The sequence below is a fragment of the Streptomyces sp. NPDC002104 genome (assembly GCF_053593795.1).
In genome coordinates, this window is record NZ_JBSFDF010000028.1 from 1 (window position 1) to 20,403 (window position 20,403).

Annotated in this window: 17 protein-coding genes; 10 read left to right on the forward strand and 7 right to left on the reverse strand. The window is 73.2% G+C overall.

Features of this window, described 5'->3' with window-relative positions:
• Positions 1 to 111 precede the first annotated feature (111 nt).
• Positions 112 to 795 (forward strand): hypothetical protein, encoded by a 684-nt coding sequence (locus ACWCP2_RS22855; RefSeq protein ID WP_450910417.1) that lies wholly within the window; start codon positions 112 to 114, stop codon positions 793 to 795.
• Between the two features lie 173 nt (positions 796 to 968).
• Positions 969 to 1,181 (forward strand): hypothetical protein, encoded by a 213-nt coding sequence (locus ACWCP2_RS22860; protein WP_450910418.1) that lies wholly within the window; start codon positions 969 to 971, stop codon positions 1,179 to 1,181.
• Between the two features lie 30 nt (positions 1,182 to 1,211).
• On the opposite strand, the gene ACWCP2_RS22865 is transcribed toward ACWCP2_RS22860, so the two are convergent.
• The gene (locus ACWCP2_RS22865) at positions 1,212 to 2,336 is read right to left on the reverse strand and encodes a glycosyltransferase (RefSeq protein ID WP_450910419.1); all 1,125 of its coding nucleotides are present in this window, start codon (positions 2,334 to 2,336) and stop codon (positions 1,212 to 1,214) included.
• Positions 2,333 to 2,872: a WcaF family extracellular polysaccharide biosynthesis acetyltransferase gene (locus ACWCP2_RS22870; RefSeq protein ID WP_450910420.1), complete on the reverse strand. Its 540-nt coding sequence runs from the start codon at positions 2,870 to 2,872 to the stop codon at positions 2,333 to 2,335. Before ACWCP2_RS22870 ends, ACWCP2_RS22865 begins: the two co-directional genes overlap by 4 nt.
• A gap of 112 nt (positions 2,873 to 2,984) precedes the next feature.
• Here ACWCP2_RS22870 and ACWCP2_RS22875 point away from each other — a divergent pair, with 112 nt between their 5' ends.
• Both ACWCP2_RS22875 and ACWCP2_RS22880 read left to right on the forward strand, forming a co-directional pair.
• Positions 2,985 to 4,493, forward strand: a complete 1,509-nt coding sequence (locus tag ACWCP2_RS22875) for a hypothetical protein (RefSeq protein WP_450910421.1) — start codon at positions 2,985 to 2,987, stop codon at positions 4,491 to 4,493.
• Between the two features lie 84 nt (positions 4,494 to 4,577).
• On the forward strand, positions 4,578 to 5,159 hold the full coding sequence (locus ACWCP2_RS22880; protein ID WP_450910422.1) for a TetR/AcrR family transcriptional regulator: 582 nt from the start codon (positions 4,578 to 4,580) through the stop codon (positions 5,157 to 5,159).
• 48 nt (positions 5,160 to 5,207) lie between these two features.
• On the opposite strand, the gene ACWCP2_RS22885 is transcribed toward ACWCP2_RS22880, so the two are convergent.
• Genes ACWCP2_RS22885 through ACWCP2_RS22895 form a run of 3 tightly spaced genes read right to left on the reverse strand, consistent with a single transcriptional unit; the run spans position 5,208 to position 9,423 of the window.
• Positions 5,208 to 6,452, reverse strand: coding sequence for a hypothetical protein (locus tag ACWCP2_RS22885; RefSeq protein ID WP_450910423.1), 1,245 nt, complete (start codon positions 6,450 to 6,452; stop codon positions 5,208 to 5,210).
• On the reverse strand, positions 6,449 to 8,221 hold the full coding sequence (locus ACWCP2_RS22890) for a lipopolysaccharide biosynthesis protein (RefSeq protein WP_450910424.1): 1,773 nt from the start codon (positions 8,219 to 8,221) through the stop codon (positions 6,449 to 6,451). Before ACWCP2_RS22890 ends, ACWCP2_RS22885 begins: the two co-directional genes overlap by 4 nt.
• On the reverse strand, positions 8,218 to 9,423 hold the full coding sequence (locus ACWCP2_RS22895) for a glycosyltransferase family 4 protein (RefSeq protein ID WP_450910495.1): 1,206 nt from the start codon (positions 9,421 to 9,423) through the stop codon (positions 8,218 to 8,220). The genes ACWCP2_RS22890 and ACWCP2_RS22895 overlap by 4 nt, the downstream gene beginning before the upstream one ends.
• A 172-nt stretch (positions 9,424 to 9,595) precedes the next feature.
• Here ACWCP2_RS22895 and ACWCP2_RS22900 point away from each other — a divergent pair, with 172 nt between their 5' ends.
• Positions 9,596 to 10,084 (forward strand): adenylyltransferase/cytidyltransferase family protein, encoded by a 489-nt coding sequence (locus ACWCP2_RS22900; RefSeq protein WP_450910425.1) that lies wholly within the window; start codon positions 9,596 to 9,598, stop codon positions 10,082 to 10,084.
• Between the two features lie 79 nt (positions 10,085 to 10,163).
• Here ACWCP2_RS22900 and ACWCP2_RS22905 read toward each other — a convergent pair whose 3' ends face one another.
• Together ACWCP2_RS22905 and glgX are read right to left on the reverse strand one after the other, a co-directional pair.
• Complete coding sequence (locus ACWCP2_RS22905) at positions 10,164 to 10,907, reverse strand: CDP-alcohol phosphatidyltransferase family protein (RefSeq protein ID WP_450910426.1); 744 nt, start codon at positions 10,905 to 10,907, stop codon at positions 10,164 to 10,166.
• A 125-nt stretch (positions 10,908 to 11,032) separates the two neighbouring features.
• Positions 11,033 to 13,246: a glycogen debranching protein GlgX gene (gene glgX, locus ACWCP2_RS22910; RefSeq protein ID WP_450910496.1), complete on the reverse strand. Its 2,214-nt coding sequence runs from the start codon at positions 13,244 to 13,246 to the stop codon at positions 11,033 to 11,035.
• Positions 13,247 to 13,615: 369 nt separating this feature from the next.
• Between glgX and ACWCP2_RS22915 the strand changes: the two genes are divergently transcribed.
• From ACWCP2_RS22915 to ACWCP2_RS22935, 5 genes are all read left to right on the forward strand, one after another.
• The gene (locus tag ACWCP2_RS22915) at positions 13,616 to 14,812 is read left to right on the forward strand and encodes an Ig-like domain-containing protein (RefSeq protein ID WP_450910427.1); all 1,197 of its coding nucleotides are present in this window, start codon (positions 13,616 to 13,618) and stop codon (positions 14,810 to 14,812) included.
• Between the two features lie 173 nt (positions 14,813 to 14,985).
• Positions 14,986 to 17,196 (forward strand): choice-of-anchor A family protein, encoded by a 2,211-nt coding sequence (locus ACWCP2_RS22920; RefSeq protein ID WP_450910428.1) that lies wholly within the window; start codon positions 14,986 to 14,988, stop codon positions 17,194 to 17,196.
• A 122-nt stretch (positions 17,197 to 17,318) separates the two neighbouring features.
• On the forward strand, positions 17,319 to 18,077 hold the full coding sequence (locus ACWCP2_RS22925) for a L,D-transpeptidase family protein (RefSeq protein ID WP_450910429.1): 759 nt from the start codon (positions 17,319 to 17,321) through the stop codon (positions 18,075 to 18,077).
• 113 nt (positions 18,078 to 18,190) lie between these two features.
• Positions 18,191 to 19,432, forward strand: coding sequence for a L,D-transpeptidase (locus tag ACWCP2_RS22930; protein WP_450910430.1), 1,242 nt, complete (start codon positions 18,191 to 18,193; stop codon positions 19,430 to 19,432).
• Between the two features lie 86 nt (positions 19,433 to 19,518).
• Positions 19,519 to 20,286 carry an enoyl-CoA hydratase/isomerase family protein gene (locus ACWCP2_RS22935; protein WP_450910431.1) on the forward strand — a complete coding sequence of 256 codons (768 nt, stop codon included), beginning with the start codon at positions 19,519 to 19,521 and terminating at the stop codon, positions 20,284 to 20,286.
• Positions 20,287 to 20,403: the final 117 nt, after the last annotated feature.

Below are 20,403 nucleotides of genomic sequence, written 5' to 3' on the forward strand. Positions count from 1 at the left end.
CCCTGCTGACCCTCACCTTCGGCGCGAAGTAACCGCTTGACGGAGTACGGGGCCCGGCCGCCGCGGCGGCCGGGCCCCTACGCCCCTCTTCATACGTACGGGAGCCACCTCATGTACCGACGCTCCGCGGCGGCGGCCGTCCTGCTGGCCGCAGCCCTCACGCTGACGGCCTGCAGTTCGGGCGGCGACGGCAAGACCGAAGCCGCGGCCGCCTCGCCCAAGCCGCCGGCCGCCTCCCCGGCGCCCGACCCGGCCGACGCGACGGGCACCCCGTCGCAGCCGCCCGCGGACGCGAAGCCGACGGGTCCCGTCCTGCCGGACACGAAGCTCGTCCCGAAGACGGGCAGCTTCACCGCGCCGCAGAAGCAGTACCTGAGCGGCCGCGTCCCCGAGAAGACGGACCCGGCGGCCGTCCTGCAGAGCGGCCAGGAGGCCTGCCAGCGGGTGGAGCGCACGGCGAAGCGGGACAAGGACGCGGCGGTCGGCGCCCTGGTGGCCGGGGAGATCCCGGGCGCGAAGGACGCCATCACCTACCTCTGCCCGGAGCAGAAGCCCGTCTTGGCCGCGGCGTCGAAGGGCTTCCCGGACGGTACGAAGCAGTCCCCTGCGGCGGGCACCTACCGTGCGCTGACCCAGAGCGCGACGTGCACCTGGGAGGCCAAGGGCAAGGACGGCGCCTCCCTGGCCTCGGGCCCGGGGACCACGGTGAAGCCGGGCGACAGGATCACGGCCAAGATCCCGGCCGGCACGGCCCAGTTCGTCTCGAACGGCTGCTACGCCTGGATCCCGGCGTAACCCGGACACCACGCGAACGCCTTTGACGCCACGCGCACGCCCCTGACGCGAACGCGAACGCCCCCGCTGCCCGAACTCCCGGGCACCGGGGGCGTTTTCGTGTCCGCATCGGGGGCATCCGCGCTTCCACAGGGCGGGGCCGTACCCCGTCCACGATGGTGGAGGCGAATCCCATGAGGGGTATCAGCGGTTGCATAGGCCTGATCGTGGTGGGGGCCATCCTCACCTTCGCGAGCGACTGGCAGCTGCAGAGCGTCAACCTCGACCTGGTCGGGGTCATCATGATGGTCGCGGGCGTCATCGGCCTCGCGGTCTACGCGAGCATCGCCAAGCGCCGCCGCGTCGGCGCCCTCCCGGTGGTCGACGAAACCCGCCGGGGGCTCTGAGCCCGGCCCCGCGACGCCGGGCCCCGCGCGTCAACCCCGCCGCAGGGCGCCCTCGTAGACGTCCAGCAGCGTGTCCAGGACCGAGTCCATCGAGAAGGCCGACGCCGCCAGTTCGCGGGCGGCCTTCGAGGACGTGGCGTTCCCGGCCGGGTCCAGCAGGGACAGGACCGCTTCCGCGACGCCCGCCGGGCCCGGGTCGACCGCCCGGCCGGCGCCCGCGCGGGCGATGTCGCGGGCCAGGCCGTTGGAGTGGGTCACCACCGACGGGACGCCCACCGACAGGGCCTCCAGCACCGACATCGGGAACGGCTCCTCCACGGAGGGCAGTACGTAGACGTGGGCGCGGCGCAGCTCCGTCAGGACCTCCGCGCCCGACAGCGCGCCCGGGACCGTGAAGCGGGCGTCCAGGCCCAGCTCCGCGATCCGGGCGCGGACCGCCGCGAGCTCGCCCTCGTCCGGGCCGGCCACCACGAACTCCGCGTCCGGGTGCGCCGCCAGCACGGCCGGGGCGGCGTCCACGAAGTCCACCGGGCGCTTGCGGGCCTGCAGGCGGGCAGAGTAGAGGATCCGCGGGGGCCCGGACAGGGCGGGCCGCTCCTCCTGGGCCGGGGTGCCGTTGACGAGCCGGACGGTGTTCGCGAGCGGCGGCGCCCCCACCACCGCGTCGAGGCCCTCGCGCTCGTGCGGGGTCAGGTACAGCAGCGCGTCGGCGCCGCGCAGCAGGCGGCGTACCGCCAGCGCGTCCAGCACCTTGGCCAGCAGTTTCCCGCTCGGGTCGACCATGCCGTGGGTCTGCAGGACCAGCGGTGTGCCGGCCCGCAGCGCCGCCAGGGCGACGGGCAGGGTGACCAGGTCCCGCGCCAGGTGCACGTGGACCAGGTCCGCGCCCCGCACCAGGCGGCCCGCGGAGGCCAGCAGGGCCGGCGAGGTCATCCCGCTGAAGCCGAGGGGGAGCAGGCGCCGGGCGGGGAACAGCTTCGCCGGGACCCCTTCCACCGAGGTCGGCCAGGGCTCCGGGAACCCCTCGCCCAGCGCCAGCAGGTTCGCCTCGTGCCCGCGGGCCCGCAGCCCCTTGGCCAGGTTCAGCGCGACCCGTACCGGCCCGCCGAAGGCGTGCGTGGGGGAGTGCAGGGTGACGGCGTGCAGGACTCTCACTTCGGCTCCTCGACCGGGCGGCGGTGCCCGTCCTGGGTCTGCAGGGTCAGCGCGGGGAGATCCTTGTGGACCACGGACCCGGCGCCCGCGACCGCGCACCGCCCGATGGTCACGCCGGCCAGCACGGTGGCCCGTACGGCCACCCACGCGCCGTCCCCGACGGTGACCGGCGCGTTGCGGTAGCGGAAGTCGGCGGCCCGGTGGTCGTGCGAGCCGGTGCACAGCAGCGCCTCCTGCGAGAGGCAGGCGTGCGCGCCGATCGTCACCGGCTCCAGGTTGAGTATCCAGGCGCCCTCGCCGATCCACGCGTGGTCGCCCACGGTCAGCTTCCAGGGCCACAGCACCCGCACCTTGTGGCGGATCAGCACCCCTTCGCCGATCCGCGCCCCGAAGGCGCGCAGCAGCGCGACCCGCAGCCGGGCGGGGCACAGCCAGCTCATGAAGAGCGTGTTCATCACGGCGAACCAGAGCGCCTGCGTCAGCCGCCCGCGCCCCTTGTCGTATCCGGCCAGCGTGAAGGCAGGAAGATCACGCACAGGAACCCCTCGCAACTCCGGCCCCCGACGGCGCCTTCGAAGGCGCCTCCCCGGGCACCCGAGCGCTCAGACTAGACTGCGCCCGAATCAGGCACAGGGGGTGGGGGCAAGCGTGGCGACCGACATACGCACGACCGTCGCCCGGCCGGTGCCGCCGGGGCCGGGCGACGAGAAGAGCTGGGGCAGGGTCACCACCCCGCGGACGCTGCTCTCGCGGGCGCTCTCCGTCCCGCTGGCCCTCGGGTTCACCGTCTTCCTGCCGCTGTTCGTCGCGGTGCAGGACGGCGCCGGGCAGCACGACGCGGCCTTCTGGCTCCAGCTCCTGCTCACCATGTACGCGGGCGCCCGGCTCTCGGCGATGGTCCTGACCAGCCGCCGCAAGCTGCTCCAGGGCTCCTTCTGGCTCTTCGTCTACATGGCCATGGGCGTGGCCCCCCTCGCCCAGGCCGTCCTCGGCCAGGTGCCGACCCCCGTCGTCGGACCGCGCTCCGACCTCACCGCCGCCATCGGCCTGGTCCTGCTGGGCTGCGCCGCCTTCGACGTGGGCGTGCTGCTGGCCCGGCACCGGCCGGCGGGCCGCGCGGGCGGTTCGCTGAAGGAGCCGCGCCCGGTCATGGCGCACCGGCGGCGCCTGTACCTGCTGACCGGCGTGGCCTTCCTGGGCAGCGCGGCGCTGATCGTGAAGCTGGGCGGCCCGGCGGTGTTCTTCTCCAGCCGCCAGGAGATCATCGCGGGCATCGAGGAGGCCGGCGTCTCCCAGGACGGCCAGGCGGGCCAGGCGCTGCTGCGCGGCTTCGGCACGGTCCCCGCGCTGCTGGCCCTGCTGCTGTACACGCGGTGGCTGATCACCTCGAAGTTCGCCCGCCGCAAGGTGTCGATCATCGTCACCTGGTCGGCGCTCATGGTCCTCAACCTGATCGTCAACAATCCGATCTCGAACCCGCGCTACTGGTTCCTGACGGTCATGTTCGCGATGCTCTTCACCGTCTTCCCGGTGAGCGCCGCGATGTACCGGGTGGCGCTGTCCATGGCCGTGGTGATCGCCCTCCTCGTCTTCCCGTTCGCGGACCGCTTCCGCTACGACGAGAAGAACTACAAGCCGGTCGAGACGACCTCGTTCCTGGAGCCGATGGCGCTCAAGGACTACGACCAGATCGGCATGTTCGCGAACACCATCACCTTCTCCGATTCCGGTCCCGGCCATTCCTACGGGCGCCAGCTCGCGGGATCGGTCTTCTTCGCGGTGCCGCGCTCGGTGTGGTCGGGCAAGCCCCGCGACACCGGCGTGATGGTCGGCCAGTGGATGGGCACGGTCAACACCAACCTGTCCTCCCCGATCTGGGCCGAGCTGTGGATCGACTTCGGGCCGCTGGGCATGGGGGCGGGGCTGCTGGGGATGGGGTACGCCGCCGCCCGCGTCGACCGGCGCTACGCGAAGCGCGCGCGGCGCAGCTCGCCGCCGGGCAGTCTGATCTCGACGGTGGTCCCGCTGGTCGCGGGGTACTCCTTCATCCTGCTGCGCGGGCCGCTGCTCCAGGCCTCGGGGCGGATCGCCATCGCGGGGATGTGCCTGGCGCTCGTGGCCACGTACCGGCAGGACCGGGCCACCACCCTGCGCTGACGCCGGGGGCTGTTCGTGTAACCGCTCCGCAAGTGCAGCAGCTCAACTTGTGCATCGAGTACGTGCCCTCGGTACAGTGGTCCCATGACCGAGACAGTGGGGCGCCGCGAACGCAAGAAGGCCCAGACGCGCAAGGCCCTGGCCGATGCCGCGCTGCGCCTGTTCCTGGAGCGCGGGTACGACAAGGTCGGCGTCCGCGACGTGGCGGAGGAGGCAGACGTCTCGGTGACCACGCTCTTCAAGCACTTCCCGAGCAAGGAAGCCCTGGTCTTCGACGAGGACGAGGACGTCGAGGCCGCGCTCGTCTCGGCGGTACGGGACCGCGCGCCCGGGCAGTCGGTCCTGCACTCCCTGCGCGAGCACTTCGTGGAGACCCGGGCGGCCCGCCGGATCGACGACCCGGCGGTGATCGCCCACGTCACCCTGGTGCGGGAGACGCCGGAACTGGTGGAGTACTGGGACCGGATGTGGCGGCGCCACGAGTTCGCGCTCGCCGCCGCCATCGCGGCCGAGGCCGGAGCCCCCGAGGGCGACCTCAGGTCCGCGGCGCTGGCCCGCTTCGTGATGGACACCGCGAGCCTGATCCGCGGCCAGGAGGACCAGCGGCAGGCCATGCTGGACCTGTTCGGCCTGATCGAAGCGGGCTTCGGCGACACCCCGGCCTGAGCCGGCCCGCGCAGGAGCCCGCCGGGGGCCCGCCCCGGGCCCGGTGCCTCAGGCCGCCCGGACCTCGGCGGCGCCGGCGGGCGCGGCCGCTTCGGGGGCCGGCAGCCGGGCCACGCGCAGCCAGGCCGCCGCGGCCTTCGCGGCGGAGCCGAGGGCGAGGCCCCACGCGGCCCCGGCCACGCCCCAGACGGCGTACCCGCCCAGCAGCAGCCCGACCGACAGCAGCGAGAAGACCACCTGGAGCGAGAGGGTGGCCCTGGGGTTCAGCACCCGCAGGGTCAGCAGCGCGCAGGTGCCCAGCCCCATGACGGCGTACTGCGCGCCCGTCGCGGGCAGCAGCGCGGCCGCCGCCCGCCAGGTGTCGCCGAGCAGTGCGCGCCCGGCCCGCTCCGGCAGCGCGTACAGCACGGCCCCCCACGCGGCGCCGGTCACCGCGAGCACGCCGCCCATCAGGGCGGTCAGCCGGACCACGCCCCGCTTGCCGGAGGCCCGGCCGACGACGGGCGGGCCGAAGGAGTTCGCGGAGTTGAACAGCACGTTCAGCGGCCCGAACAGGGTGGTGGCGCCGCGCAGCGCGCCCACGGCCAGCGGGGTCGCGAAGACGCCGAGCCCGAGGACGGCGAGCTGACTGGAGCCGTTGCCCACGGCGAACTCGACCACGAAGCGCTGTCCCAGATAGCCGCGCCGCAGATAGGGCCGCAGCTCCGTGGCGGCGCCCCGCACCGAGGGCCGCAGCAGCCACAGGCCGAGCGCGAGCGCGGGCAGCGCGGAGACCCCCCACACCAGGACCAGCCGCCCGGCCGGCGAGCCCTCGGGCTGGAGCAGCAGCGCGGTCACCACGCAGGCCAGGCGCAGCGCGTCGGCGGCCAGGGCCCGGCCGGGAGCCCGCAGGGCGGAGAAGCAGTAGCGCAGCCCGTCCTGCAGCAGCACCAGGGGCAGGACGAGGCCCAGCGCGAGGAACGCCCACCCGGTCGCCCCGGGCAGCAGCAGGCCGAGGAGGGCCAGTGCGGCTCCCACCGCGGCCGAGGCCGCGCCGGTGAAGGCGAGGCCCGAGCGGCAGGCGGTGGCGAGGCTGCCGGTGCCGCGGTCGTCCTTCTCCAGCACCAGGGTCTGGCCGACGTAGGCCATGTTCAGGCCGAGCAGCACGGTGAAGGTCACGTAGACCATGGAGAAGTCGGCGAAGCCGGCCGCCGAGGAGAGCCGGGCGGCCAGCACCAGGACCAGGATGTTCGTGGCGCTGGACGCGGCCTGGTCCAGTACCGAGGCGACCGCGGCGAGGGAGCGCCGGCTCACCGCCGGCCCGTGCGGACCGTCCGCAGGGCGACCGTGTCGGTCCCGTCGCCCGGGATGTGCTGCGAGGCGTCGGCGGCGGCCACCTCGTAGGGGATCGGCTGCGGCTCGCGCGAGCGGGGCGAGGGCGGGGGCGGGGAGGACGCGGGCCGGGGGTCCTCGGCGGCGGGGCCGCCGCCCTTGGGGCTGCGGCCCAGGCCGCGCTTCTTCTCGCCGGGCAGCGGCGCGTGCAGGACGGCGCCCAGCACCGTGCCGCCGGCCCCGCTGATCAGCTCGCGGATGCGGGAGAGGTCGGTGCGGCGCACCGCGCCGGGGTTGCAGACCACCAGGACCCCGTCGACGCGGTCGACGAGCGCGAGGGCGTCGGCGTACGAGAGCACGGGCGGGGCGAGCACCACGACGGTGGAGTTGGGGGAGTCGGCCTCGGAGATCAGCCGGGTGGCCCGCTGCGAGGTCAGGGCGCGGGGCACGTTGCGCACCCGCTCGCCCGGGATCAGGTCGAAGGTGCCCGACTCCCCGGCGTCCACCAGGAGCTGGCGGCCGTCGGGCCACTCGGTTTCCGCGTGCTGGGCGGCCGTGCCCCCCTTGGACTTGCTCCAGTTGGGCCGGCCGGAGGCGTCGGTGGGCAGCTGGCTGGCCAGCACCGGGGTGCGCAGGTCGGCCTCGATGAGGAGCACGTCCTTGCCGGTCTCCGCGAAGGAGGCGGCCAGGTTCACCGCCACGGCGGCGGCGATCTCGCTGCTGCCGCGCGGGGCGACCACCAGGAGGCGGCGCCGGTCCGCGAACCGGGCGTCGTAGGCGAGCCGGAAGGCCACCGAGCGGAACTCCTCGGCCAGCCGGGGGTCCTCCTCGCCCGCGGCGAGCAGCGGCCCGCCGTCGGCCTTGCCCCGCGGCAGGGAGCCCAGTACGGGAGCGCGCAGGGCGCGGGCGACGTCGCCCTCGGAGCGCGGAGCCGGGTCGAAGACGAGGCGCACCCAGGCGCCGAGCAGGCCGAGGGCCAGGCCCACGGCGGCGCCGAGCGCGAGCGACATGGCGATGCCGGGGCCGTCGGCCCCGTGCGGCGGGACGGCGGTGCTGGTGACCCGGCCCGGGGTCATGTCCAGGGCCTTGAGCTTGGCGATGTTGCCGTTGAGCGTGTTGATCTTGCTCTGCTGGTCGGTCTTGGCGGCGTACGCGGCGTCCCGCGCCGGACCGGCCGGCATGCCGGCGGTCTGCTTGGTCAGGTCTTCGAGCTGCTTGGCCACCGGGTCGCGCTGCTCCTGGTAGCCCTTGACCATCTTGTCGCGGGTGACGTCGAGCGCCTCCTGCCGCTTGAGCAGGTAGGCCTCGCTCATCGCGTTGGCGCGCGTGGCGGCCTCGGCGGGGGTGGCGGCGGTGTAGGTGAAGCGGAGCACCATCGTCTGCGGGGGGTTGGTCACCTGCAGACCGGCGCGCAGGGCCGAGAAGTCGGCGGCCGAGACCCCGAGCTTCTTCGCGGCCTCGTTGGCTATGGAGCTGGAGAGCGCGACCTGCCGCTCCGAGCCGATGTTGATCGCCTTGTCGGGGGCGAGGCTCGGGTTGAAGGGGTCGTCGGTGGGCGCGCGCAGCACGATGTCGGCGGTGGCCACGTAGGTGTCCGCCGTGGAGACGCCGAGGTAGACCCCGCCGAGCAGGCCGATGCCCACGCCCGCGGCGAGGAGCCGGCGGTAGCGCAGGAGCTGCTTGAACTGATCCCGGAGGAGGTCCGGTTCGTCCTCGGCCGGAGCCGCTGCCGGGCGGTTGGTCTCGATCACGGCCGGGGACCCCCAAGTGCTTCGTCCATCAGTGCGTCGATGCGGGCCAGGCCCGCCTCACGGCTCAGGTGCGCCGCCACGTGGCGCGGTCCGGCCGCCCCCAGCGCGTCCGCGCCGGCGGGGTCCTCGGCCAGCGCCCGTACGGCCTTGAGCAGGGCCTCCGGGTTCTCCGGCGGTACGAGCACCCCGGCGCCCGAGCGTTCGACCTCCTGGGCGGTTCCGCCCAGTGCCGCGACGGAGGCCACGACGGGACGGCCCGCCTGGAAGTACGAGGTGAGCTTGGACGGCACGCTCATGTCCATCACGGCGGCGTGCTGCGTGACCGCGAGCACGTCCGCCGCGGCGAGGATATCGGGGAACTCTCCGTCCGCGGCAGGGGGGATGATGTCGAGGTTGGGAACATCGGCCGCCAGGTCGGCCAGCGCGGAGCGCTGGCTGCCGTCACCCATCAGGACGAACCGGACGCTCGGGTCCAGCCGGGCGGCGCCGACGAGGACCTCCAGCCCCTGCTTGAGCCCCATGTTCCCGGAGTGCAGGACGACGGTCTGGTGGGGGGCCCACCCGAGGTGGTGGCGGGTGCGGCCGCGCGGCTTGGTGGGCAGCGCCACGTGGGACCAGTTCGGGACGAGCCGGATCCGGCCGGGGTCCACGCCCATGCCGACGACCCGGTCGACGAATGTCTCGTGGATCACACCGACGAGGGCGGCCCGCTTCAGGGCGTGGGCCTCGGCCCGCCCGGCGTACTTGGCCGCCTTGTCCCCGCCGCTGATCCCGCTCTGCGCGGCGGCGGCGCCCATCAGGTCCTGGACGACCGGGACGAAGGGGACCTTCCAGCGCGCCGCGAGGCGTGCGGCCAGCAGGCCGCCCGCCAGGCTCGGCATCTGCGCGAGGACCGCGTCCGGCTTCCCCATCCGGGGCGGGGCCACGGAGCCGTGGAGGAGAATCGATCCTTCGAAAAGGGCCCGGCGGACGGCGGTCTGGCGCGGGGGAACGGTGTGCGCGCGCCGGTGCACGGTCACGCCCGCGCGCTGTTCCGTGCGCCGGAGCGCCCCCTTGTACTCCGGCTCGACGGACCACGCCGGGTAGTGGGGCATGCCCGCCAGGACGTGGGTCTCGTGACCGAGATCCGCCCAGTGCTCCGCGATCTGAGTGGCGTACGGGCCGATGCCCGTGTGCTCAGGGGCGTAATTCGTGGAAACCAGCAGTAGGCGCCGCTGACCGGATTTCGACACTGGACGTCCCCCTCTCACCAGGATGATGCGCACGTCACCCTATTCGTTCACCGGCAACACAGGGAACGTGCACGCTATTGTCTGCTAATCCGCCACACCGAGGTGTGCGGCTTCTGGGGGATATCACGTGACGGAGAAGGATATGTCCGAATTTGTCGAGGGTGGGCGTAGACCTCACCGAATCGGTTACGCGCCGGGTGCCTACGACCTCTTCCACATCGGACACCTCAACATCCTTCGCCATGCCCGGAGTCAGTGCGACTACCTGGTGGCGGGGGTCGTGTCCGACGAAATGGCGGAACTCGCCAAGGGGCGCCGCCCGGTGATTCCGCTCGTCGAGCGGCTGGAGATCGTCCGCAGCGTCCAGTACGTGGATGCGGCTTTCGTGGAGACCGTCCCGGACAAGGTCGAAACGTGGAAACAAGTCCGTTTCGACGTGATATTCAAGGGCGACGACTGGCGCGGCACCCCCAAGGGCGACCAGCTGGAAAAGGACTTCGCCGTGCACGGGGTCGAGGTCGTCTACTTCCCGTACACGGTCCACACCTCCAGCACCCAGCTGCGCCGGGCCCTGGACGTGCTGTCCCAGCCGCTCGCCACCGAACAGCTCGCCACCGAACAGCGGGGCTGAGCGGGGCCGGAGCCGGGCCGCGGGCCCGGCCGCGGCCCGGCGGCGACACCGCTTCGGGCGCCCGCCCCGGTCACCTCGCTCACCTCGGTACGGCGCTGAGCTCCCGGAACCACTTCGCGAGGAACGCCACCAGGAACAGCGCGGCCATCACGCCCGCTCCGGCGTACGCCCAGCGGAACGCCGCGCCCCCGCCGAGGAGCATGAACACCAGGCAGAACACCCCGTAGTCCACGGGCAGCAGCGCCACCGCACGCAGGTTCGACGGCGCGGCGGCCGCACTGCCCGGCGCGGGCTTCGGCTTGAGCTTCTCTGTCAGCAGCCCCCCGAAGAAGGTCACCACCGCGGCGAGCTGGAAGCCCAGCGGCACCAGCAGCCAGCCGGCCGAGGCGGCTCCGTGCGCCCCGCCGCCGACCCCGTAGGCCTCGGGGAAGCGGTAGAAGGCGATCAGCACGCAGGTGTGCAGCGCGGTGAGCTTCGCGCAGTCCACGACGTGGTCCAGCCACTCGCCCGCCGCACTGCCGCCCCCGCGGAGCCGGGCGAGCTGCCCGTCGGCGGAGTCGAAGGCGAAGCCGACGGCGAGCAGGGCCCACACCGCGATCCCCAGCCCCCACGAGGGCGAGGCCAGGGCGACGGCGGCCGCGCCCGCGAAACTCAGAGCGGCGCTGATCAGCGTCACCTGGTTCGGGGTGAGCCCGAGCGCGTACGATCCGGCGGCCAGGTACCGCCCGACGGGCCGGTTGACGAACCGGGAGTAGAGCGACACCCCCTTCGCCGACTTCTGCGCCCCGCGCAGCTCCCGCAGCGCGGTCCCGACACTCGCCATCGACACAACCCCTCGAACATCCGTCTATGTGTGCGTGCGTACGAAGGGCACATCATCGCAGGGCGTCCGACGGCTCCGGCCCCGGGTCCGCCCGATGCGGAGCCCGGGGAACCGCCCCCGACGCGCTACGCGCCCCCGCCCACCACCTTCAGCAGCAGCACCGCGCGGGCCGGCACCGTCACGCTCCCGCCCCCGCGGTGCACGGTGGCGGGCGCCGCCGCCTGGTCCTCCCGGGAGGTGTCCAGGACCAGTTCGTACGCCCGGCCCCACGGCGGCCCCGGCAGGGTCCAGGACACCGGCCGGTCCCCGGCGTGCAGCAGGGCGAGGAAGCTCTCGTCCGTGACCTGGCGCCCGCGCTCGTCACGGCCCGGGATGTCCTGCCCCGACAGGTACAGACCCACCGACCCGGCCGGGGCGTACCAGTCCCGCTCGGTCATCTCCACCCCCGCCGGGGTGAACCAGGCCAGGTCGCGCAGCCCGTCCGCCCCCTGCGAGCGCCCCGAGAAGAACGCCCGGCGGCGCAGCACCGGATGGGCCCGGCGCAGCGCCAGCAGCCGCCGGGTCAGTGCGAGCAGGGCCTGCCAGGACGGGTCCTGAAGCAGCGACCAGTCCACCCAGCTCGTCTCGTTGTCCTGGCAGTACGCGTTGTTGTTGCCGCCCTGCGTGCGGCCGAACTCGTCGCCCGCCACCAGCATCGGCACCCCGGTCGACAGCAGCAGCGTGGTCAGCAGGTTGCGCAGCTGGCGCCGGCGCAGCGCCGCGATCCGCGGATCCGTGCCCTCCTCGGGCTCGCCCTCCACCCCGCAGTTCCAGGACCGGTTGTCGTTCGTCCCGTCCCGGCCCGCCTCGCCGTTGTCCTCGTTGTGCTTGGACTCGTACGACACCAGGTCGCGCAGGGTGAAACCGTCGTGCGCGGTGATGAAGTTGACCGAGGCGTAGGGCCGCCGCCCGCCCCACGCGTACAGGTCGCTCGATCCCGACAGCCGGTACCCGAGGTCCCGTACGTCGGGCAGCGCGCCGCGCCAGAAATCCCGAACGGCGTCCCGGTAGCGGTCGTTCCACTCCGTCCACAGCGGCGGGAACGCCCCCACCTGGTACCCGCCCGAGCCCACGTCCCAGGGTTCCGCGATCAGCTTCACCCGCCGCAGCACCGGGTCCTGGGCGATCACCGCGAGGAACGGCGAGAGCATGTCCACGTCGTGCATCGAGCGGGCCAGGGCCGCCGCCAGGTCGAAGCGGAAGCCGTCCACCCCCATCTCGGTGACCCAGTACCGCAGCGAATCGGTGATCAGGCGCAGCACGTGCGGCCGCCCGGCGTGCAGGGTGTTGCCGCAGCCCGTGTAGTCGGCGTACCGCCGCTGGTCCGACTGGAGCCGGTAGTACGCCCGGTTGTCGATCCCGCGCAGCGACAGCGTCGGGCCCAGCTCGCCGGCCTCCGCCGTGTGGTTGTAGACCACGTCGAGGATGACCTCGATCCCGGCGGCGTGCAGCGCCTTGACCATCCGCTTGAACTCGCCGACCTGCTGGCCGGCCGTCCCGCTGGAGGAGTACGCCGCGTGCGGGGCGAAGTAGCCGATCGAGTTGTAGCCCCAGTAGTTGCGCAGGCCCCGGCGCAGCAGGTGGTCCTCGTGGGCGAACTGATGGACCGGCAGCAGCTCCACCGCCGTCACCCCGAGCCCGGTCAGGTGCTCGATCGCCGCCGGGTGCGCGAGGCCCGCGTACGTACCGCGCAGGTGCTCCGGGATGCCCGGGTGACGCATCGTGAACCCGCGCACGTGCAGTTCGTAGATGACCGAATCGGCCCACGGGGTCTTCGGCCGGACGTCGTCCGCCCAGTCGTCGTCATCGTGGACCACGACCCCCTTGGGGACGTGCGGGGCCGAGTCGCGGTCGTCGCGCACGGTGTCCGCGATGTACTGCTGGGGCCAGTCGCGGACGTGCCCGTACACCTCGGGCGGCAGCAGGAACTCCCCGTCCACGGCCCGCGCGTACGGATCCAGGAGCAGCTTCGCGGGATTGTGCCGGGCCCCCGTCCACGGGTCCCAGCGCCCGTGCACCCGAAATCCGTACCGCTGCCCGGGGCGCACGCCCGGCAGGAAGCCGTGCCAGATCTCGTGGGTCAGCTCCGTCAGCGCGCAGCGGCTCTCGGAGCCGTCCTCCGCGAACAGGCAGACCTCCACCGCCTCCGCGCCCTGGGCCCACAGCGCGAAGTTGGTCCCGGCCGTGCCGTCCGGACCCTGGTGGAACCGGGCCCCCAGCGGATGTGAGGACCCGGGCCACACGGGCGGCCCGGGCAGCCCCCGGCTCACCACGGCATGGCCTCTGACCTGCGGTTCCATCAGCCCCAAGGGCTGTCCGGCCGGGTGCCCGCTCCCGTTGGCGGCTCCCGGCCCGCTTCCGTTGCCGTGTCCCGTCCCGTTGCCGTTCCCCGTCCCGTGGCCGGCCCCGGTTCCGGTCTCGACCCCGGCCAGGGCCTCCGCCTCTTGCTCGGCTGCGCTCGACACTGCCCGCCTCCACGGCTCTCGGTACCTGCGGGGGTGGGGGAGATGCGGCCCCGGCGTCCCGGCCGGGGCCCGCCCCCGTCTGGTCCTTCCCACTGTTCTGCCCGGACTGTCCTGCCTGGAACGTGGGCCGCGCCCACGTTTCCCCCGGAGGGGCCCGGTCGTTGGAGTTGCGTGACTTTTCTGACGAGGCGGGCAGGGGCGGGCTTGGCCGCCGTGGCGGTTTGGGCGGGCCTCCTCGGAGGCCTGGCCGGATGCACCGGGAACGGCGGCTCCCCGATCGAGATCCAGCTGCCCGGCAAACCCCGGTCACCGGACGAGGCGATCAGGATCACCCCCGACGACAACGCGAAGGGGGTGCCGGCCGAGGGCCCGCTGACGGTCACGGTGCCCGAGGGGCGCCTGGAGCGGGTCGTGGTCACGAAGGTGGAGGACGCGCAGCAGGAGCAGGTGCCCGGCGCCATCGCCGTCGACGGGCTCAGCTGGAGCCCCGACCCGGCGCAGGGCCGGCTCTCGCTCGCGGCCAAGTACACCGTGGACGCGGTCGCGCTCGACGGGCACAACCGCCGCCAGGCCCGGCACACCACCTTCACCACCTACGTTCCCGAGGAGCGGTTCATCGGCTACTTCAAGCCCGAGAACCGCTCGACCGTCGGCACCGGAATGATCATCTCCTTCGGGTTCAGCCGGTCCGTCGAACGCCGCGCCGACGTGGAGCGGGCCATCACGATCACCTCGAACCCGCCCGTGGAGGTGGTGGGCCACTGGTTCGGCGACGAGCGCCTGGACTTCCGGCCCAAGGCCTACTGGAAGCCCGGCACCGAGGTCACCGTCAAGATCGGCCTGCGGGACGTCGAGGGAGCGCCCGGCTCCTACGGCATCCAGGACAAGACCCTGCGCTTCACCGTGGGCCGCTCCCAGATCTCCACCGTCGACGCGGCCGCGCACACCATGGAGGTCCGGCGCGACGGTGAGCTGCTGTCCACCGTGCCGATCACCGCCGGGGCCCCCAAGAACATGACCTACAACGGGAAGATGGTGGTGATGGAGCTCTTCGACGTCACCCGCATGAACGGGCAGACCGTGGGCTTCGGCGGCGAGTACGACATCCCCGACGTGCCGCACGCCATCCGCCTCACCCGCTCCGGGACCTTCCTGCACGGCAACTACTGGGCCAGCCCCGACACCTTCGGCTCCACCAACGTCAGCCACGGCTGCATCGGCCTGCGCGACAACAAGGGCGGCGGTTCCGACACCCCGGCCGGCTGGTTCTTCGACCGGACCCTGGTGGGCGACGTGGTGGAGGTCGTGAACTCGCAGGACAAGACGGTCGCTCCGGACAACGGACTGGGCGGCTGGAACATGTCCTGGCCCGCCTGGGTCGCGGGCTCCGCGATCGGCTGACCTGCCGTCATGTCCCCCTCCACCCGGCGTTCCCCGCACCCGACACCCCAGTCGAGTGATTGTCGTACCGGAATGCCGTAGCGGGGGAGTGTCGGTCCGTCCGGCTCGCCGGAGCCCGCCGCCAGCCTGTACGGGCCCGCCCGCACGCGGCGGCGGGCAACGGACGGAGCGTCATGTCAGCAAGGAAGTGGACCCTCGGACCCCTGGGGCTCGCCCTCGGGGCCGTACTGGCCGCAGGAGCCCCGGCGGCCCTGGCGGCGCCGGCCGCGCCGGGCCCCGGCGGGCAGCAGCCGGTACAGCCCCGGCAGGCCGCCGCGGCCCTGCGGGCCCCGCTGCCGGGCGGGCTCGGCCCCTGCATCGGGGCCGGCTGCCCCGACCCGTTCCCGCCGATCGAGGTCGGCACCGACCCCAACGGCTACGACGAGGGCATCAACATCTTCGTCGGCGCCGACTTCCTCGTCCGCGAGCGCGCCGCCGAGGCCGAGGGCAAGGTCGTCGTCCTCGGCAGCTTCGACCAGAACAAGAACCTGGCGGCGGGCGGCGGCGGGTACAACATCGGGGTCGTCGGCGCGGGTTCGCTGGTGAGGCCCCCGGCGGGATCGGACTTCCTCACCACCGGAGGCAACGTCACCATCGCCGCCAACCAGCGGCTGATCTCCGACGGCGGCGTCGTCCGGCACGCGGGCACCGCCCCGGGCCCCGGCACGGTCACCGGCACGCTCGTGTCCGACCCGGCCGCGGTCACCCCGTACGCCGGCCTGCGCGACCAGCTCACCTCGGCCAGCCGGTGCTACGCCCGGGTCGACGGCAGCCCGCGCCCGGCCACGGGCACCGCCGTCAACCAGGACGGCACCACCGTCTTCACCGGGGACAACACCTCCCCGCTCCAGGTCTTCACCGTGGACTTCGACATGGTGAGCGGGAGCGGCGGCGCCATCGGCATCCGCTTCGACCGGATCCCCGCCGGCGCCACCGTCCTGGTCAACGTCCTGGGCGCCGGCCGCACGATCAACACCTACGGCGGCAGCATCGTCGACACCGGACCCGGCGCGGACCCCTGGAACGGCTACCGCACCCGGCTCCTGTGGAACTTCCCCGACGCCACCGCCGTCCAGCTGGCGGGCACCGGACAGTTCCAGGGCAGCGTGCTCGTCGGCGAGCAGGCCTCGCGCACCACCGTGACCCTGCCCGGGACCAACGGCCGCTTCTTCACCACCGGCGAGCTCGTCCACACCAGCAGCGGGGGCGGCGGCCAGGAGTTCCACGCGTACCCCTTCGACGGGGACCTGCCCGACTGCGGGAACCCGGGCCCAGTCACGGGCGCCGTCTCCGTCACCAAGCGGGACGACGCGGACAACCTGCTGGCCGGAGCCACGTACGAGCTGTGGCGGGAGACCAACAACACCCCCGGAGCCCAGTTCACCAGCCCCGGCGGGGACACGAAGGTCGCCGACTGCGTGACCCCGGCGAGCGGCGTCTGCTCCCGCACCGTCCCGCTCGGCACGTACTACTGGCGCGAGACGAAGGCCCCGGACGGCTACCAGCTGTCCGGCGACCCGGTCGCCGAACTGACGCTGACCGAGGAGAACGCCACCGCCGGCGTGAACGCGGAGATGAGCAACGCGAAGCTCCCGGGCAGCGCCGAGGTGGTGCTGCGCAAGTCCGACGCGGACGGCGGGGCCCTGCTGCCCGGCGCCCGCTTCGAGCTGTGGCGCGAGGCCAACGGCGTCACGGGCCTGCAGACCACCGGAGCGGACCCCGACGTGCAGCTCGCCGGGTCCTGCACCACCGACGCACAGGGAAGCTGCACCGTCCAGCTCCCCGTCGGTGAGCGGTACTACTGGCGGGAGACGCAGCCCCCGGCCGGCTACGACCTGCCGGCGGACCCGGTCACGCCGTTCGACCTCGACGAGCGCCACGTGACGACGGGCCTCGTCGTCGGCGTCACGGACGAGCGGAGCGAGGACCCCGAGGAGGACCGCTCGATCGAGGTCATGAAGAAGGACGCGAAGACCAAGCGTCCGCTGCGCGGTGCGGTGTTCGAGGTGTGGAAGGAGACCAACGGCACCACCGGCCTCCAGACGCGGGGCATCAACCCGGACCGCAAGGTGACGCAGGGCTGCGCGACCGACCGGGACGGGGTCTGCGCGTTCCCGGGCCTGGACGACGGCTCGTACTACGTGGTCGAGACGGCCGTGCCGGAGGGCTACGTCCTGCCGCGGAACCGGGTCACGGGTCCGCTCCGCCTGGACGGGAACACCCCGGACCACCGGGTGATCATCACCCTGGAGAACAAGCGGGACGACCACGGCAAGGGCAAGGGCGGCAAGGGCAAGGGCGACAAGGGCGGCAAGGGCAACAGCCCGAAGCGGCCCGCCGAGTAGCCCGCCCGAGTAGCCCGCCCGGGTGGGCCGGTGACCCTGCCGGCCCACCCGGCGCGACGGGGCCGGGCGGGTCCGGTTGGCTCGGATCCGACGGCCCGGCCGGCGGGCGCGAGGAGGCCCGTATGCGCACAGGGGACCAGGCGGCCGCCACGGGCGCGATCGGCAGGGCGGCCGCGACGGCCGCGCTCCTCGCGGTGACCGCCCTCGCCCCGCCGTCGGCGGCAGCCGCGGCGGCTCCGGCGCCCACGCCCGGCCCGGCCGCGTCGTCCCCGGCCGGGGAAGCGCGGGCGTGCACCGCCGGGACCGGCCCCTACCAGCGCGAGCTGGAGGGCCACGTGGGCCGGGCGGCCGACGGGACGCAGGACGCCGGGGACTGCGAGGCGATCCGCACCTTCCAGCGCGCCCACGGGATCCGGCCCGCCGACGGCTACGCCGGCCTGGCCACCTTCCGCACCATGATCGCCGTCGCCGCCCGCGCGAACCCCAACGCCGCCGGCGACTGCCCGGTCCGTTCGCACCGGGTGACCTGCGTGGACCTGGAGCGCCAGCTCCTGTGGGTGCAGCGCGGCCGCACCGTGGTCTTCCCGCCCGTGCCCGTCCGCACCGGACGCGACGAGGAGGAGACCCGTCCCGGCTGGCACGAGATCTACTGGCGCAGCGAGGACCACGTGTCCACGCTCTACGACGACGCGCCCATGCCCTACGCGCAGTTCTTCGACGCGGGCCAGGCCCTGCACGGCCGCCCCGGCGACCTGTACGCCCACGGCGGCTCGGCCGGCTGCGTCAACCTCACCGTCCCCGACGCGCGGAGGCTGTGGGACCTGCTCACCGAGGGCGACGCCGTCTACGTCTGGGGCGCCAAGCCCGGCACGGAGGACTGACTCCCGCTCCCCGCACCACTCTTGGGACGGAACGGTGACACGACCGTACTGTCTCGTGATCCACCATGTGATTTCCTGGCGAATAAGCGCGCGACTGTCCGCGCGCGGGGGACATGGGGAGAACGAGAGTGAACCTGCAGCCGATACGCGGCCGCGCCCGCACCGGCCTGCCGGCCCTCCTGCTGGGCGCGGCCCTGCTGTTCACCAGCGCGTGCAGCGGTGGCGGAAACGCGGGCGGCAACGACGGGAGCGGTGGCGGAGACGGGGTGACCGGCACGACCGGTACCGAGGCGTCGAAGGCCGTCGTGAGCGTCAAGCCGGACGACGGGGCCAAGGAGGTCGCGACGAGCGGCATCCTCAAGATAACCAGCACCGGCGGCAAGCTCACCACGGTGACGGTCGCCGACACCAAGGGCAACGCGGTGGAGGGCAAGCTCGCCGCGGACGGCGCGAGCTGGGAGCCCGCCCGCAACCTCGCCTCCGCCACCGAGTACAAGGTGCACGCGGTGGCCAAGGACGAGGCCGGCCGCGAGTCCGCGAAGGACACCACCTTCACGACCCTCACGCCCGCCAACACCTTCATCGGCCAGTACACCCCCGAGGACGGATCGACGGTCGGCGTGGGCATGCCGGTCTCGATCAACTTCTCCCGCGGCATCACCAACCCCGAGGCCGTCGAGAAGGCGATCACGGTGACGGCCGATCCCGCCGTCCCGGTCGAGGGCCACTGGTTCGGCAACGACCGCCTCGACTTCCGCCCCGAGAAGTACTGGGCCGCGGGCACCAAGGTCACCCTGAAGCTGGCGCTCGACGGAGTCGAAGGCCGCCCGGGGGTCTACGGCAAGCAGACCCGTACGGTCACCTTCAAGGTCGGCCGCTCGCAGGTCACCACGGTCGACGCCGCCGCGCACCGGATGAGCGTGGTCCGCGACGGCGGGGAGATCAAGAACATCCCGATCACCGCCGGCGCCCCCGCGAACACCACGTACAACGGGCAGATGGTCATCAGCGAGAAGTACAAGGTGACCCGGATGAACGGCGCCACCGTCGGCTTCGGCGGGGAGTACGACATCTCCGACGTTCCGCACGCGATGCGGCTGACCACCTCCGGAACCTTCGTCCACGGCAACTACTGGGCCTCGTCCGGCACGTTCGGCTCCGAGAACGTCAGCCACGGCTGCGTGGGCCTGAAGGACGTGCGCGGCGCCGGTGACGGCAGCCAGCCCGCCGCCTGGTTCTTCGACGAGTCGATCATCGGTGACGTGGTCGTCGTGAAGAACTCCAAGGACAAGACCGTCGCCCCCGACAACGGCCTCAACGGCTGGAACATGGACTGGGCGGAGTGGATCAAGTAACACCCTCCCGTACGTAGTTCCGGTGGCCCGGTGCTGTGACCCACAGCACCGGGCCACTCGGCGTTAACCGGCGCTAACCTTCCCGTATGACCATCTCTCTCGAAGTCTCCGAAGGCGTCGGCGTCATCCGGCTGGACCGGCCGCCCATGAACGCCCTGGACATCGCCACCCAGGACCGGCTGCGCGAGCTCGCCGTCGAGGCGACCGACCGGGCCGACGTCCGCAGCGTCGTCCTCTACGGCGGCGAGAAGGTGTTCGCGGCCGGCGCGGACATCAAGGAGATGCAGACGATGGACCACGCGGCCATGGTCGCCCGGTCCCGCGGACTGCAGGACGCCTTCACCGCCGTGGCCCGGATCCCCAAGCCCGTGGTCGCGGCCGTCACCGGCTACGCCCTGGGCGGCGGCTGCGAACTGGCCCTGTGCGCGGACTACCGGATCGCCGGCGACAACGCGAAGCTCGGCCAGCCCGAGATCCTGCTCGGCCTGATCCCCGGCGCGGGCGGCACCCAGCGGCTGTCCCGGCTGATCGGCCCCTCCAAGGCCAAGGACCTCATCTTCACCGGGCGCATGGTCAAGGCCGACGAGGCGCTGGCCCTCGGCCTCGTCGACCGCGTCGTACCGGCCGCCGAGGTCTACGAGCAGGCGCACGCCTGGGCCGCGAAGCTCGCGCAGGGCCCGGCCCTCGCGCTGCGCGCCGCCAAGGAGTGCGTGGACGCGGGGCTGGAGACCGACATCGACACCGGGCTGACCATCGAACGGGGCTGGTTCGCGGGCCTGTTCGCCACCGAGGACCGCGAGCGCGGGATGCGCAGCTTCGTCGAGGAGGGGCCGGGGAAGGCGAAGTTCTCGTAGGCGAGCCGTACGCGTGCCGGCGGGCGTGCGGATCCTCCCTGCGGGTGGATTAGCCAGGCCTTAAGGGAGCCTTAAGGGGACCGGGTGATCCACTCTGGGTGATCACCGCTTCGCGGT